Annotated in this window: 11 protein-coding genes; 2 read left to right on the plus strand and 9 right to left on the minus strand. The window is 69.0% G+C overall.

The window, feature by feature from the left end:
• Window positions 1-54: 54 nt before the first annotated feature.
• From OG574_RS14305 to OG574_RS14320, 4 genes are all read right to left on the minus strand, one after another.
• Complete coding sequence (locus OG574_RS14305) at window positions 55-1,242, minus strand: Gfo/Idh/MocA family protein (protein WP_326773547.1); 1,188 nt, start codon at window positions 1,240-1,242, stop codon at window positions 55-57.
• A gap of 67 nt (window positions 1,243-1,309) precedes the next feature.
• Window positions 1,310-2,959, minus strand: coding sequence for a hypothetical protein (locus tag OG574_RS14310; RefSeq protein ID WP_326773548.1), 1,650 nt, complete (start codon window positions 2,957-2,959; stop codon window positions 1,310-1,312).
• A 52-nt stretch (window positions 2,960-3,011) separates the two neighbouring features.
• Window positions 3,012-3,875, minus strand: coding sequence for a carbohydrate ABC transporter permease (locus tag OG574_RS14315; protein WP_326778482.1), 864 nt, complete (start codon window positions 3,873-3,875; stop codon window positions 3,012-3,014).
• Between the two features lie 104 nt (window positions 3,876-3,979).
• Window positions 3,980-5,035, minus strand: coding sequence for an ABC transporter permease (locus tag OG574_RS14320; protein ID WP_442816925.1), 1,056 nt, complete (start codon window positions 5,033-5,035; stop codon window positions 3,980-3,982).
• 333 nt (window positions 5,036-5,368) lie between these two features.
• Here OG574_RS14320 and OG574_RS14325 point away from each other — a divergent pair, with 333 nt between their 5' ends.
• Entirely contained in the window at window positions 5,369-9,259 is a 3,891-nt protein-coding gene (locus tag OG574_RS14325) for an endo-alpha-N-acetylgalactosaminidase family protein (protein WP_326773549.1), read from the plus strand.
• Window positions 9,260-9,332: 73 nt separating this feature from the next.
• Here OG574_RS14325 and OG574_RS14330 read toward each other — a convergent pair whose 3' ends face one another.
• The 4 genes from OG574_RS14330 to OG574_RS14345 form a co-directional block, all read right to left on the minus strand.
• Complete coding sequence (locus OG574_RS14330; protein WP_326773550.1) at window positions 9,333-10,151, minus strand: ABC transporter permease; 819 nt, start codon at window positions 10,149-10,151, stop codon at window positions 9,333-9,335.
• A gap of 3 nt (window positions 10,152-10,154) precedes the next feature.
• Entirely contained in the window at window positions 10,155-11,054 is a 900-nt protein-coding gene (locus OG574_RS14335) for an ABC transporter permease (protein WP_326773551.1), read from the minus strand.
• On the minus strand, window positions 11,041-12,054 hold the full coding sequence (locus OG574_RS14340) for an ABC transporter ATP-binding protein (protein ID WP_326773552.1): 1,014 nt from the start codon (window positions 12,052-12,054) through the stop codon (window positions 11,041-11,043). The genes OG574_RS14335 and OG574_RS14340 overlap by 14 nt, the downstream gene beginning before the upstream one ends.
• 199 nt (window positions 12,055-12,253) lie before the next feature.
• The gene (locus OG574_RS14345) at window positions 12,254-13,114 is read right to left on the minus strand and encodes a glycosyltransferase family 2 protein (protein ID WP_326773553.1); all 861 of its coding nucleotides are present in this window, start codon (window positions 13,112-13,114) and stop codon (window positions 12,254-12,256) included.
• Window positions 13,115-13,285: 171 nt separating this feature from the next.
• Between OG574_RS14345 and OG574_RS14350 the strand changes: the two genes are divergently transcribed.
• Entirely contained in the window at window positions 13,286-14,104 is an 819-nt protein-coding gene (locus OG574_RS14350) for a phytanoyl-CoA dioxygenase family protein (RefSeq protein WP_326773554.1), read from the plus strand.
• Between the two features lie 27 nt (window positions 14,105-14,131).
• Here the strand turns inward: OG574_RS14350 and OG574_RS14355 are convergent, their stop codons facing one another.
• A complete protein-coding gene (locus OG574_RS14355; protein ID WP_326773555.1) occupies window positions 14,132-14,878 on the minus strand; it encodes an SDR family oxidoreductase in 747 nt (248 codons plus the stop codon).
• Between the last annotated feature and the right edge of the window lie 87 nt (window positions 14,879-14,965).

Consider the following 14,965-nt stretch of genomic DNA (forward strand, 5'->3'; position numbering starts at 1 on the left):
GCGTGGACAGGCCCGCCCACTCCGACGGGCCCGCCCACACCTGCGCTGTGGCTGCTACTCCCCGGCTCCGCGCGTCAGCTGCCCGCCGTCGAAGTACGCGAGGAGCTCCGGTTCGAGCTCCGGGACGTCGTACGGCATGCCCCCCTCGCGCAGCGAGCGGGTGGCGAGCGCGCCCGCGGCGACGCTCATCCGGGCCGCGACGGGCGACGTGTCGGTGACGCCGCCCTCGCGCACGAAGCGGCAGAACTCGCCGATGATGCGCTCGTCGGCGCCGCCGTGCGAGCCCTTCGCCTCGGGCACGCGGTACACGATGTCGGCGTCCTTGCGGTAACCGGTCGGGCCCGTGTTCCAGACCCGGACCTCGTCGCCGGGGCTGTCCCCGAAGTTCTCGAGGCGGCCCTCGGTGCCGATGACCGTGTAGTTGCGGAAGTAGTCGGGGCTGAAGTGGCACTGCTGGTAGGCGGCGATGACGCCGTTGTCCAGCTGCATGTTCATCACCGACACGTCCTCGACGTCCACGACGTGGTGCAGGTCGTGGCGCTCCGTCGGCGGCCAGTCGAACTCCTTCAGCCAGCCGTCGGGGCGCGGTGTGTCCGGCTCGCGGCGCGGCAGGTCGCCGTAGACCATGAGGTCGCCGAGGGCGTTGACGCGCCTGGTGTAGCCGCCGGCCAGCCAGTGCACCACGTCGAGGTCGTGGGCTGCCTTCTGGAGGAGGAGGCCCGTGGTGCGGGTGCGGTCGGCGTGCCAGTCCTTGAAGTAGTAGTCGCCGCCGTACGAGACGAAGTGCCGTACCCACACGGTCTTCACCTCGCCGATGTCGCCGCGCGCGATGATGTCGCGCATGAGGCGCACGACGCCCATGTGGCGCATGTTGTGGCCGACGTAGAGACGGGTGCCGGTCTTGTACGCGGTGCGCAGGATGGTGTCGCACTGCTCGACCGAGATGCCGAGCGGCTTCTCGACGTACGCCGGCTTGCCCGCTTCGAGCGCCTCGCAGGCGATGGCTTCATGGGTGTCGTCGGGGGTGGCGACGATGACGGCGTCGATCGAGGGGTCTTCGAGGAGCCTTCGGTGGTCGTCGACGGCGACCGCGCCCTCGTACAGCTCCGGTACCTTCGCCCGGATCTGCGGGTCGAGGTCGGCCACCGCCGCCACGACCGACCCCTTGCCGGGGCGGTGCGCGGCGGTCGCCAGGTTCCGTCGCAGTCCGAGCCCGATGACTCCGATGCGCAGGTCTTCCACGTGCGGGTGTCCTGTTCTGTGTGCGAGACGCATAGTGGTGCAGGGTGGAACGGGGCCGGGGCCGGTGTTACTTGGCGTCGGCGATGGCCTTCTCGAACTCGTCGCGCATCGCGTTGCCCGCCTCACGCTGCCAGGTCGGCAGGATGTCCTTCTTGAAGGAGGAGAGCGGGGTGCGGCCGGCGACGATGTCCTTGACGGCCGTGTACACCGTGTCGGTGGAGGACGCGCCCTTGTTGGCGTTGGTGTCGGAGAAGAAGCCCGTGGTCGGGTTGACCTTGGCGATCTTCATCAGCTCCACCTCGGTCTCGTGGACGCCGCGGGTGATGTCCGCCTTGCCGGGCAGGTAGAGGGCCTGCGGGGCGTTACCGAAGAAGTTGATGGCCTGCCGGGTGGTGAGAACCTCGGCGTTGCCCTTCTTGTTCAGGAGCACGTCGCCGTTCTTGGCCCGGGTGTGGTGCGTGCCTTCGAGACCGTTGTCGAGGAAGAGCCGCTCCTCGGTGCCGAAGGGGGCGCTGAGATAGTTCATGACCTGGAGCAGCGTGTCGATGCGGTCCTTGCTCACGGCCCTGTTGATCGCGGTGAAGCCGACCGAGCCGTAGCCGAAGCCCCAGGTGGGGGTCATGCCCTTCTCCGCGGCGAACGGGACGACGACCTTCTCCGGCCAGTCGTACATGTTGCTGTCGTTGAGGAAGCCGGGGAAGGACTGGACGTGCAGCCCGAGGAACCCGCCCTCCATCTTCTCCAAAGTCGTCGGCAGGTTCGGGTCCGGCCAGAACAGCTGCGCCTTCTGGCACTTGAGGGCGAACTCGAGGCCGGCGTGGAACTCGTCTGTCTCGAAGTAGTGGGTGAGCTTCCCGCCCTCCGTGCGCCAGCCGTTGGGCGCGCCGTGCCAGTAGGCGAACTGCAGGATGTGGTTCACGTACGCCGGCTCCAGGACGTACTTCTTGCGCTTGACGTCGAGGAGTTCCTTCGCCTTGTCGAAGAAGTCCTGGGCGCTGTCGAACTGCACGCCGCCGACCGGCTTCCAGAAGTCCTCGTTCGCGACGTAGACCTGGCCCATGCGGCCGTACGGGACCGCCATGCCCCAGATCTTGCCGTTGAAGACGGCCGTCTTCCAGGCGAACTCGGGGATGTTGGCGAGGTTCGGGTACTTCTTGACCGCGTCGCCCGACAGGTACTCGGTGAGGTCGTGGAACTTCGCCTCGAGGAGCGCGGGGACGTTCTTGAGGCCCTGGTTCGGCGGGAACCACATGAGGTCGGGCATGTCGCCGCCGGCGATGGTGGCGTTGAACTTCGCGCGGTAGACGTCGTCGGCGCCGAGGCCGTTGACGATCGTCATCTTCAGCTCGGAACCCAGGCGCTTGTTGAGCTCCTGCCAGTACTGGTTGCGGTTCATCGCGGGGGCCGCGGTCGTGAAGGTCTCCGTCAGGGCGGTGACCGGCTTGCCGTCGCCCGGCTTCTTGGTGACGCTGCGGACCGGGGACTTGGGGTAGCGCAGGTACGCCGGGTCGAGGCCCGCCGCGTTGCCCGGCAGGTCGGGCGCCGGGACGTTCGCGGGGACGTACGTCGGCAGCTTCAGCTTGGCCGACGCCTTGGCGCCGCCACCACCCGAGGCCGCACCGGAACCACAGGCCGTGAGGGAACCGGCACCGGCGACGGTGAGGCCGGCGACGGTCGCGGCACCGAGGAACCCGCGGCGGTTGAAGTCTCTGGACATGACTCTCCTAAGGGGCGAGGAGCGGTTGAGGGTGGTGGCTCAGGGGGGTGGCTCAGGCCTTGATGGCGCCGGTGAGAACGCCCTTGACGAAGTACTTCTGGAGGAACGGGTAGACCGCGATGATCGGCAGGACCGCGAGGATGAGCACGGCCATCGACAGGGAGGTGCTGGCGGGCAGCACGCTCACGCCGAGGGCCTTCGCATTGAAGGTGTCGCCCTGGAGGACGTAGCTGCGCAGCACCACCTGGAGCGGCAGCTTGTCCGGGTCGTTGATGTAGAGCATCGCGTTGAAGAAGCTGTTCCAGTACGTCACCGCGTAGAACATGCCGACCACGGCGATGACGGCCTTCGACAGGGGCAGCACGATCCGGCACAGGATGGTGAGTTCACCGGCGCCGTCGAGGCGGGCCGCCTCGTGCAGCTCGTCGGGGATGCCCTGGAAGAACGCCCGGACCACGATGATGTTGAACGCGTTGAGCAGGATCGGCGCGATCATCGCCCCGTAGGTGTCGAGCAGTCCCAGCTCCTGCACCACCAGGTAGTTGGGGATGATGCCCGGGGTGAACAGGAACGTGCCGACGACGATCAGGAGCAGCGGCTTGCCCGCGAAGGTCCGCGGCCGGGAGAGGCCGTAGGCGAGCGCGATCGTGCAGAGCAGGCTGAGCGCCGTGCCGACGACGGTGATCCCGACGCTCACGACGGCGGCGCGGGTGATGACGCCGCCGGACAGGACCACCCGGTACGCCTCGAGCGTGGGGTGCGACGGGAACAGCACATAGCCGCCGTTCGCGGCGAGTTCGGCCTTGGAGGAGAGACTGGTGCCGATCGCGAGCAGGAACGGGTAGCCGACCGCGACGATCATCGCGACGATGACGATGAACTTCAGCGTCTGGGCGGCCGGGTTGGGCTGTTCCATCCAGGCGGGGCGCTCGGCGGAGCCGCGGCGCTTCCTGCTGCCGGTGCGGCCTTTTCGGCTCTCCTGGCTCTCGGGCCGCAGGGTGGTGGATATGGGCGCGGTGCTCACTGGTAGACCCCCTGCTCGCCGAGGCGGTGCGCGAACTTGTTGGCGAGGACGATCATGACGAAGCCGATGACGCCCTTCATCAGGCCGGCGGCGGTGGACATGCCCCAGTCGCCGTCGACGACACCGTGGAAGTAGACGTAGGTGTCGAGGACTTCGGAGGCGTCACGGCCGACGTTGTCGCGCTGGAGGAGGATCTGCTCGAAGCCGACCGACAGGATGTCGCCGAGGCGCAGGATGAGCAGCATGATCATCACGGGCCTGATGCCGGGCAGCGTGATGTGCCACATGCGGCGCAGCCAGCCCGCTCCGTCCATCGCCGCCGACTCGTAGAGCGAGGTGTCGATGGAGGCCATCGCGGCGAGGAAGATGATCGCTCCCCAGCCGGCGTCCTTCCAGACGCTCTGGGAGGTGATCAGGTAGATGAACGTGTCGGGGTTGTTCATGATGTTGCCGACGTGCACGCCGTGGTCGTTCAGGTAGCTGGTGACCGTACCCGCGCCGCCGAAGACCTGCTGGAACATGCCGACGACGACGACCCACGACAGGAAGTGCGGCAGGTAGACGACCGTCTGCATGAGGCGGCGGGTCTTGTTGCTGATCAACGAGTTGAGGAAGAGCGCGAGGGCGATCGGCGCGGGGAAGTAGAGGATCAGCTGGACGGCGCTGATCGTCAGCGTGTTCCAGACGGCCGTCCAGAACTCCGGCTGTTCGAGCAGGGCCTTGAAGTTGTCCCAGCCGACCAGCGGGCTGCCCTTGAAGCCGAGGTAGGGCTGGTAGTCCTGGAAGGCGATGCTGTTGCCCGCGAGCGGAAGATAGAAGAACACCGCGAAGTAGAGGATGCCCGGCACGCACAGCAGGAGCAGCGTGCGGTCCTGCCTCAGACGCTCCCGCAGGCTCCGCCGTTCGGCGGGCTTGCTCCCCTTCCTGCCCGGCGTCCCCTTCGTGCCGGACGCCTTCTTCCTGCCCGACGTTCCGGGTGCCTCGTGCGTTAGGTCGGGCGGGTTTTGCGATGTGGGCGTGGGCGATGCGGACGCAGCGGCCGACACATTCACCTCCTGCGTCGAGTGGCGAGCGAGGGTTGGTTTCACAGGGCCCTCGCGGGGGCTGCGGCCCGGCTCGCGAGGTACCGGAATCTTGCGTCAGCCTGCCGACAGATGACAAGACTTGATTGGTAACTATTTAGATCTTGCAGCTTCACGCATGAAACGCGCAGGCAACGAACACGGCCACCGCAGTCGCACGCACCGCCCCCGACCTGGGCGAAGCTGCCCTTCTGTGTTTGGACTAACGACCGCTGGTGTTTGGACTTTGGTGGAAATTGCTTCCTAGGGCCCTGGATCGCCCACTAGACAGTGCGTGTTCGCACCGTCGCAGCAGGGAGACATATGTCCAGATCCCCAGGCAGACGCCGCCTCTCGGGCGCCGTCGGTGTTGCCCTCGCGCTGACCCTGGCGGGTGGTGCCGTCCCGGCCCTCGCCGACTCCGCGCACGCCTCCTCCGCCGACGCCGGCGCCGACGCGGCCGGGGACGGCGCGGCGATCACGTCCGGCGCCCTGTCCGTGAGCGTCGCGAAGGACTTCCCGCGCGTCCTCTCCTACACCGACCGGGCGAGCGGGGAGCGACTGCTCGGCAGTACGAGCCCGGTCACCGAGGTCACGCTCAACGGCAAGGCGTACAAGGTGGGCCTCAAGGCTGCGCCGAAGGTCACCGCCCACCGGGCCGCGTACACGCTGGTCTTCCCCGATCTGCCCGGCGTCGAGATCGACACGGTGCTCGACGTAGCGGGCCGGGCCACCACCTTCAAGGTCACCGCCGTGCGCGACACCGAGACGTTCCGGCTCGGCACGCTCGACATACCGGGCCACGACCTGATCTCGGTGGGCTCCACGGACACCGGCGCCGAGACCGCGTTCACCCGGCTCGACACCGACTCGACCCGCACCGCCGACGTGTTCGGCAAGGTCACGGCGTCCACCGCGCCCGACGCGTCCCCGGTCGGCGCCTCGTACGCGATCGTGAACACCGGCTCGCTCGCCGCGGCGGTCGAGTCCAACTCGACGTACGACAAGCCCGCCGGAGCCACCAACGGCGACAACGCCCGCTTCTGGCACCAGGCCCGCAAGGGCGCCGACGGCAGTGTCCGCGTCGGCGTCTGGTCGGGGCAGTGGACCTACCGCAGTGACGGCGCGCCCGCCCCGGAGAAGGAACTGCCCTGGGCGAAGGTCGTCGTGACGCCCGACGCCAACGGCGACAAGACGGTGGACTGGCAGGACGGCGCCGTCGCCTTCCACGACATCGGCGTCAAGGTCAAGGGCGGCGACAAGACCCCGGACCGGGTGATCACCCACATCCCGTACAACTTCGCCAGCCAGGCCACGCACCCCTTCCTGCGCACGCTCGACGACGTGAAGCGGATCTCGCTCTCGACGGACGGGCTCGGCCAGCTGAGCATCCTCAAGGGGTACGCGTCCGAGGGGCACGACTCCGCGCACCCCGACTACGGCGGCAACATCAACAAGCGCGCCGGCGGCCTCAAGGACCTCAACAAGCTGCTCAAGGGCGGCAAGAAGTGGGGCTCCACCTTCGGTGTGCACGTGAACGCCACCGAGGCGTACGCAGAGGCGAACGCGTTCGACGACAAGCTGGTGGACAAGTCGAAGCCGGGCTGGAACTGGCTCGGGCAGTCGTACTACATCGACCAGCGCCACGACATCAACAGCGGGAACCTTGCCCGGCGCTTCCAGCAGCTGCGCGACGAGACCGACCCCAACCTGTCGCTCATCTACGTCGACGTCTACTACACGCACGGCTGGATCGCGGACCGGACGCTGACCGAGCTGAAGAACCAGGGCTGGGACATGGCCACTGAGTTCGGCAACAAATTCGAGCGTCAGGCCCTGTGGTCGCACTGGGCCAACGACCTCGACTACGGGCCCAAGACGAACAAGGGCCTCAACTCGAAGATCATCCGTTTCATCCGCAACGGTGAGAAGGACGTCTGGAACGACGACCCGGTGCTCGGCCAGACCGCGCTGGTCGGCTTCGAGGGCTGGACCGGCGAGAACGACTGGAACGAGTTCTCCGCCAACGTCTGGGAGCGCAACCTCCCGGCGAAGTTCCTCCAGCACTACCGCATCACCGACTGGGACAAGAACGACGTCACCTTCACGGGCGGCGTCCGCGGCACCGTCACCGACGGCAAGCGCGAGGTGTCCCTCGGCGGCTCCAAGGTGATCGACGGCGACTCCTACCTGTTGCCCTGGAAGTCGGAGGACAGCAAGCGGCAGGACAAGCTCTACCACTGGTCGAAGAACGGCGGCACGAGCACCTGGACGGTGCCCCGACCCTTCGCGGGGACACGGCAGTTCACCGTCTACAAGCTGACGGACAACGGCCGCGTCAAGCAGTCCACCGTCACCGCCGAGGACGGCAGGATCACGCTGACCGCGACCGCCGGACAGCCCTACGTCCTCTACCCGCACCAGGCGCCGAAGCAGGCCCACCCCGACTGGGGCCAGGGCGGCAAGGTCAAGGACCCCGGCTTCAACGACATCGCCCTGACGGACTGGAAGAAGACCGGACCCGTCACCAGCGACCGTGACGACCTCGGCCACCGCGGGGTGGCCCTCGGCGGCGGCAAGGCGGCCGCGATCGAGCAGCGCGTCACCGGCCTCACCCCCGGCAAGCGCTACAGCGCGTCCGTGAACGTCGAGGTCGAGCCCGGCAGGACGCGGCCCACGACCCTCGCCGTCGGCGGCGAGAAGCTGACGGTGGACCGCTCGACGGCCAAGAACTACATCGCGGGCGACGAGCGGCACGGCACGTACTACCAGCGGGTCAAGGTCCACTTCACCGCACCCGGGAACGGCTCGGCGACACTGCGGATCTCGGCGGCGGGTGACAGCGGCGCGAAGGTCGGGCTCGACGACGTGCGGATCGTGGAGAACGACCCCGCGACGAAGAAGGGGACGGTCGCCTACGACGACTTCGACGCCGTCGACCAGGGCTGGGGCCCCTTCGTGAAGGGCGAGTCGGGCGGCGAGAACGACCCGCGCACGCACATCGCGCAGAAGCACGCCCCGTACACGCAGGCCGGCTGGAACGGGAAGCTCATCGACGACGTGATCGGCGACGGTGAGTCCCTGAAGTCGCACGAGGAGAACGACGGCCTCGTCTACCGCACCACTCCCGCGTCCGTGCCCTTCGAGTCGGGCCACGCCTACAAGGTGGAGTTCGACTACCAGAACAGCCACGCGGGCGCCTACCAGTGGACCACCGGGTACGACACGGTCACCGGCGGCGAGCCGACCGGCGTGACCACCCGCAGGACCGCGCTGCCGCAGGAGCGCACCACCGGCCACTTCAGCGAGCGGGTCGTCGGCGGCTGCGGTGACGTGTGGACCGGACTCACCAAGGCGGAGAACGCCCCCGAGGGCGCCGACTTCGTCCTCGACAACTTCACCGTCACCGACCTCGGCACCACCGACGAGCGCACCGCGTGCGCCACGCTCGGTCTCACCTCGGCCAACGCGACGCTGGAGCCCGGCAGCGCGAACAAGGTGACGGCGGCGTTCGCCAACCACGAGGCGACCGCGGCCAAGAACGTCAAGGTGACGCTGGACGTGCCGGAGGGCTGGAAGGCCGAGGCGGCCGGCGCGACGACGTTCGACTCCGTCGCCGCGGGCGCCAAGGCGACGGCGACCTGGAACGTCACGCCGCCGGCGGACGCCGAGTACAAGAGCTACCCGCTCACCACGAAGGCGTCGTACGAGGCGGGCGGCGACACCAAGTCGCTCACCGACGGCATCTCGATCCACACGCTCGCCCCGCCGCCCACCGAGGACACCTGGGTGAGCGACATGGACTGGGTGTCGGCCGACAACGGCTGGGGACCACCGGAGAAGGACCTCTCCAACGGCGAGGTCGGATCCGGCGACGGGCAGCCGATCAGCATCGGCGGAACGGCCTTCCCCAAGGGCCTCGGCACGCACGCGCCCGCCGACGTGAAGTACTACCTCGGCGGAGGCTGCGAGGCGTTCACCGCCCAGGTGGGTGTCGACGACGCGCAGAAGACCGCGGGCTCGGTCCAGTTCAGTGTCCTGGCGGACGGCAGGAAGGTCGCCGAGAGCCCGGTCCTGAAGGCGTCGGACAGCGCGTACAAGCTGGACGCCGACGTCTCCGGCGCGAAGTACGTCGAGCTCGTCGTCGGTGACGGCGGCGACGGGAACGGCAACGACCACGCCAGCTGGGGCGGGGCGAAGTGGCTCTGCGGCTGACCTGAGGCCGTGAAGAACGGGGCCCCGCACGCTTTCGGCGTGCGGGGCCCTTCGCCGTGTCCGTACGGGTCGCTCAGCCCGCGCCCTGGTACCGCCGCAGACCGGCCCGCCAGATCAGCCCGGCCACCGTCAGCGTCGCGGCGCCGCCGAGGAGCAACAGGGCGATACGGCCGAGGAGTTCGAGGCCGCCGGAAGCCAGCGCCAGCGTCGGGTAGTAACTCAGGAGGCCGAAGGGCAGCACGAACGTGAAGACGAACGCGACGGCGGAGTCGTAGAGCGTGAGGGGGAACTTGGCGAGGTCGGCGGTGTTGCCCACCAGGATCGAGACGCTGTTCTGCTCGGCGCCGTCCCAGAACACGAGGCTGTTCGTGGCCAGGTTGAGCGAGCCGACGACGACCACGCCGTTGCAGACCGCGACGACGAGCACGGTGAGGGACGCGGCGCTCACGGCGAAGGCTCCGTGGCGTGCCGCGAGGACGAGGAGCGTCAGGCCGAGGACGACGTCGCCCGCGCCGGCCGGGTTCGCCCGCAGGGTGCACAGCTGGAGGAGCGGCGAGAGCGGCCGGGTCAGGAACTGGTCGAACTCCCCCTTCACGACCAGGTGTCGCAGCTCCCACACCCCGTCGAAGAGCATCACGCACAGGCCGCGCGGGACGATCGCGAGCGCGTAGGTCACCGACAGCTGCCAGATCGTCCACCCGGCGATGTCCGGGACCTGCCGCAGGATGATCCACACCGTTCCGAACCCGGCGGCGTGCAGACAGAACGCGCCGAGCACGCCGATCACGAAGTCCGCCTTGTACTCCAGCTGCGACTGGAGCCTGATCCGGTACAGCTTGGCCGCGCTCGACAGGTATCTGAGGCTGGGGTGTCCCGGGCTGGGGCTCGGCACGGGTCATCCTCCGTTGACGGTCAGGTGGCGGCGCGCCGCCCGCCACAGCCGGACCGTCAGGGCCGACATGACCACGGTCCAGGCGAGTTGGCGTCCTAGGGCGAGAAGGGCGTCGTCACCGGTGAGCCGGCCCAGGTACATCTGCACGGGCGTGGACACGATGGCGCTGAACGGCAGCCACTCGGCGACGACGCGCAGCGGCGCCGGGAAGAGGGCGAGGGGAACCATGCCGCCCGCCATGAAGGTGGTCACGGCCTGCCGCGCCAGGATCAGGCCGTACGCGCTCTCCGTCCAGAAGCAGAGCAGGCTGGTGAGGAAGCAGAGCATCGCGTTGACGGCGACCCCGACGGCCAAGGTGATCAGGAACAGCAGCGCGGCGGCCGGCGACTGCGGGGGCAGCGCGTGCAGCAGCATTCCGCCGATGACGGCGGTCCCTGCGAGTGCGCCGGCCATGTGCGGGGTACCGGCGCCGAGTGCCCTGACGAGCTGCATCGCCGGATAGTTCACGGGGCGTACGAGGTCGAGGGCGACCTGGCCGCTGCGGATGTCCCTGTGCATCTGCATCTCGGCCTGGAACGCGAGGAGTTGGCCGAGCGCGAAGGAGAGCAGGACGTAGGTACGCATCTGGTCCCAGGAGTACCCGCCGACACTGGTGGCGCCGGCGAAGATCGAGCGCCAGAGGTAGTAGAGGACGGCCGCCCAGACGGCGTTGCCCGCGAGGTCGACGAGGACGGCGCGGCGGTGGGCGAGGGCCTGCTGGAGCGAGGCGAGGTAGAGCGAGCGGTAGGGAGCGCGAACGGTGGGGCGTACCGGGTGTACGGGGTGCCCGGGGGCGGGGTGTACGGGGTGCGCAGAGCCGGGGTGTACGGGGCGCGCGGGCTCGGGTGCGCTAGAGAGCGGCATCCACTCCGCCCTCGTACAGGTTCCGGATGATCTCCTCGATGCTGGGCGCGCCGACCTGGATGTCGTCCACGGGGAGGGTGGCGAGGGCCTGGGCGATGACGTCGCGGGTGGCGAGGGTATTGCGGTCGTAGCCGATCTCCAGGGTGTTGGCATTCTTTTGACGGACCGTCACGTCATCGCCGAAGCACCCTTCGAGCGGCACGGCGGTGAGCCGATCGGCGCCGCTCACGGTGACGGTGCGGCGCGTGCCGTAGCGGGCGAGCATGTCGCTGACCGGCATGTCGAGGAGGATCCGTGCGCGGTCGATCAGGACGATGCGGGTGCACAGGGACTCGACGTCGCCGAGGTCGTGCGAGGTGAGCACGACGGTGACGCCGCGCTCGCGGTGCAGGGTGGCGAGGAACTCGCGGAGCCGGGCCTTCACCGAGACGTCGAGACCGATCGTGGGTTCGTCGAGGAAGAGGACGGGCGGCGCGTGCAGCAGCGAGGCCGCCACGTCGCACCGCACGCGCTGACCCAGCGAGAGCTGCCGGACGGGCCGCTCCAGGAGGCCCTCGATGCCGAGGAGTGCGATCAGTTCGTCCAGGCGGGGGTCGAACTCCCGCTTCGGGACGAGGTAGATGTCGCCGAGCAGGCGGAACGACTCGCGCACGGGCAGGTCCCACCACAGCTGGGTGCGCTGCCCGAAGACGACGCCGATGTTCCGCGCGTTGGCGACCCGGTCCTCGTACGGGACGACGCCCGCGACGCGCAGGTCGCCCGAGGTCGGGGTGAGGACGCCGGTGAGCATCTTGACGGTGGTCGACTTGCCGGCGCCGTTCGGGCCGACGTAGGCGACGCTCTCGCCGGGCGCCACGCGCAGGTCGACGGCGTCGACGGCGGTTCTGTCCTCCCACTCGCCGCGGACCAGATGGCGCAGCGCCCCGCGCATCCCGGGCCGTTTCCTCGCGACGCGGAACCGCTTGGTGAGGGCCCGCGCCTCGATGATGTGCTCGCCCATGGCCAGGGCCTTCCGTTCGGATCGGGCTGGATCGGGAGCGGAGTCTGGTGCGTGCAGCTGCAAGGCGGAGGATCGAGGCGACGCGATGGGGGTCCCCCTGCTCGAGCGGAGCCGAGAGCTCGGGGGGCGGTGATGGACGACAACGCGGCACATGTGCGTGCCAGACCCCGCGAGCCCAGCGTGATCCAAACGCAAGGCTCTAGCTCACGGCGCCGAAGTCCGCGCTGATGTCCTCGCCGCGCAGGGTCCTCGCCGGGTAGGAGAGGGCGAAGATCGCGTGCGGCGGTCCCGCCTTGAGGTCGTCGTCGACGTTCTCCCCGGCGAGGATCCGGCGGGCCAGGCCCTGGCACGAACTGTCGTACACGTCAGGGTGGTTGGTCACGATCGCGGCGCGCAGCGCGAGGTCGTGGACGCGGTGGCGGGCGAACATTCCGTCGACGCTGGTGCGGTAGTGGAGCAGCGGCTCGGGGACGGTCGTCATGTGGCCGCCGTGCTTGCCGACGGCGATCCAGAAGTTCCAGTCCTCGTACGCGGGCAGGCCCTCGTGGTAGCCGCCCGCCCGCTGCCACGCGGAGCGGCGGAACATGGCGCAGTACGGTGCCTGGTTCACCGATGTCGACGCGTCGAAGTCGTAGTCCGGGTACTCCCAGATCCGCTCCTCCACACCGAAGGAGCGCAGATAGGGCCGGGCGACCTCGGCGGTCGGGTCGCGGTCCAGGGCGGCGGAGAGCTTCTCCAGGGCGTGCGGCTCGTAGTGGTCGTCCGCGTCGAGGCAGGCGACGTAGCGGCCGCGGGCCACGGATATGCCGAGGTTGCGCGCGCGCCCGAGGCCGCCGTTGCGGGTGAACACGAGAGTCACGGCCAGCTCGGGGTGGGCCGCGGCGAAGGTCTGGGCGACGTCGCGCGAGGTGTCCGTGCTGCCGTCGTCGACGATCACGAGCTCCCAGTCGGCCGTCGTCTGGGCTCGGACGCTCTCGAGCGCGCGCAGCAGCATCCGGTCGTAGTTGAAGCAGGTGACGACCACGGAGACGAGTGGGGTGCGGGTTGAGTGCTGCTGCATCTGGCCTTCCTGACCCGGGATGTTGCAGGAACGCAAGCAGTATGCACGAAGCTGCTCGATTGAGAGCCTCTGCGTGCACAATCAAGCAACTATCGCTACGGTTCCTTTCTGTTCGCCGCGCGACCACCTCCCACAACAGGGCACAAAAAGCACCAAGTTGAAGGAAGGCCAATGGGGATCACGGGAATCATGGGGACCGACGCCGCTCTGACCGGACAGGACCGCAGACAGTTCGAGGAGGAGGGCTATCTGGTCCTCCCGGGCTTCCTGCCCGCCGCACTCGCGGAGCGCGCAAAGGCCGAGGTCGACCACTGGGTGGACTCGGGTGCGCGGCAGCGGTCCATAGCCTCGGCCGTCTCCCCCGACACGTACGGGCTGCCGCCCCTGATGGAGCTGGAGATGGAGGCGCACGGCCGGATCCTGGCCCATCCGCCGCTGCTCGAACTGCTCGCCGGGCTGCTCGGCGAGTCCTTCGTCTTCCACCACCTGCACAGTGACCGTCGCCCGCCGAACGCGCCCGGCAAGGACTGGCACCACGACTACGAGCTCGGCCCGCGGGCGGAACGCACCCACACGATGGTCCACGCGCTGCACTACCTCGGCGGGCTCGACGCCTCCGTCGGCGGGCTCGCCGTACTGCCCGGCTCGCACCGCGAGACCGCCACCAAGACGGCCCGCGCCCACCTGGGCACGTCCGAGCTGCCGGGTGAGGTCTTCATCGGTGAACTGCCGCCCGGCTCAACGGTGTTGATCCACTCGGCCCTGTTCCACACCCGCCGCACGGCTCCCCACGGGGAGAGCCGTGAGCGGTACATGGTGGACAGCTCCTACGCGCAGACGGGCGTCCGCTGGCGGCCCGTGAAGCCGTACTGGCGGCACATGCTCGCCCGCGCCAGGGAGCTCCGGCTCGCGGGCGACGGGTGGCCGGAGCTCTTCGCCGAGCACCACTTCACGGAGTACGAGGCCGAGCAGGCCGGGCGTCGGGGATGACGGACGGGACGGGGCGGACGAGAGGCCCTAACCGCGTCCCACGTAGGGCATCGCGCTCGGCATCACCGTGACGGACTGGATGTTCACGTCCACGGGGAGCTCCGCCATGGCGGCGACCATGTCGACGACATGGCGGATGTCCATGGTCGGCTCCACGCGCCGGCTGCCGTCCGCCTGGAGGACGGCGGGCTGGGGGCGGTCGGCGGGGGTCACGTTGCCTATGTCGATCTGCCCGCAGGCGATGCCGTGCTCACGCCCGTCGAGGGACAGCGAGCGGGTCATCCCGGCCACGGCGTGCTTGGCCGCGGTGAACGCGATCGAGTCCGGGCGGGGCACATGCGCCGACGGAGCGCCGTTGTTGATGATCCGGCCGCCGCGCGGGCTCTGCTCCTTCATCATCCGGAACGCCGCCTGCGAGCACAGGAAGGTACCGGTCGCGATCGAGCCCATGACGCGATGCCAGTCGTCGGCCTCGACATCCTCCGTGGGGATGTACGGCATGGTCTCGGCGGCGTTGTTGAACAGCAGGTCGACGCGGCCGAACCGCTCACCCACGGCGGCGAACAGGCGTGTCACCGCCTCCGGGTCGGTGATGTCCGCGACGAACGGGACGGCGCGGTCCGCGTGCTCGCCCGCATCCGCGGCCGTCGCTTCGAGGAGCGCCTCGCGGCGGCCCACGAGGACGACCGACCAGCCCCGCGCCAGGAGCCCGAGGGCGCAGGCCCGACCGATTCCGACGCCGGCGCCGGTGATGACGGCCACCTTCTCGACCATGTCCGTTTTCCCCTCTGCAACATTTCAGGATCTCTCGGGCATGGAGTCTCACTCCCACCGGAATCCGTGTCAACGCCTTGAAAACAG

The sequence above is a fragment of the Streptomyces sp. NBC_01445 genome, assembly GCF_035918235.1.
In the GTDB taxonomy this organism is placed as follows: Bacteria; Actinomycetota; Actinomycetes; order Streptomycetales; family Streptomycetaceae; genus Streptomyces.

Excerpts from the sequence above, each read along its gene's own strand:
- OG574_RS14310 (WP_326773548.1), bottom strand. The coding sequence starts at position 2,959 with ATGTCCAGAGACTTCAACCGCCGCGGGTTCCTCGGTGCCGCGACCGTC.
- OG574_RS14315 (WP_326778482.1), bottom strand. The coding sequence starts at position 3,875 with ATGGAACAGCCCAACCCGGCCGCCCAGACGCTGAAGTTCATCGTCATC.
- OG574_RS14325 (WP_326773549.1), top strand. The coding sequence starts at position 5,369 with ATGTCCAGATCCCCAGGCAGACGCCGCCTCTCGGGCGCCGTCGGTGTT.
- OG574_RS14335 (WP_326773551.1), bottom strand. The coding sequence starts at position 11,054 with ATGCCGCTCTCTAGCGCACCCGAGCCCGCGCGCCCCGTACACCCCGGC.
- OG574_RS14340 (WP_326773552.1), bottom strand. The coding sequence starts at position 12,054 with ATGGGCGAGCACATCATCGAGGCGCGGGCCCTCACCAAGCGGTTCCGC.
- OG574_RS14345 (WP_326773553.1), bottom strand. The coding sequence starts at position 13,114 with ATGCAGCAGCACTCAACCCGCACCCCACTCGTCTCCGTGGTCGTCACC.
- OG574_RS14350 (WP_326773554.1), top strand. The coding sequence starts at position 13,286 with ATGGGGATCACGGGAATCATGGGGACCGACGCCGCTCTGACCGGACAG.
- OG574_RS14355 (WP_326773555.1), bottom strand. The coding sequence starts at position 14,878 with ATGGTCGAGAAGGTGGCCGTCATCACCGGCGCCGGCGTCGGAATCGGT.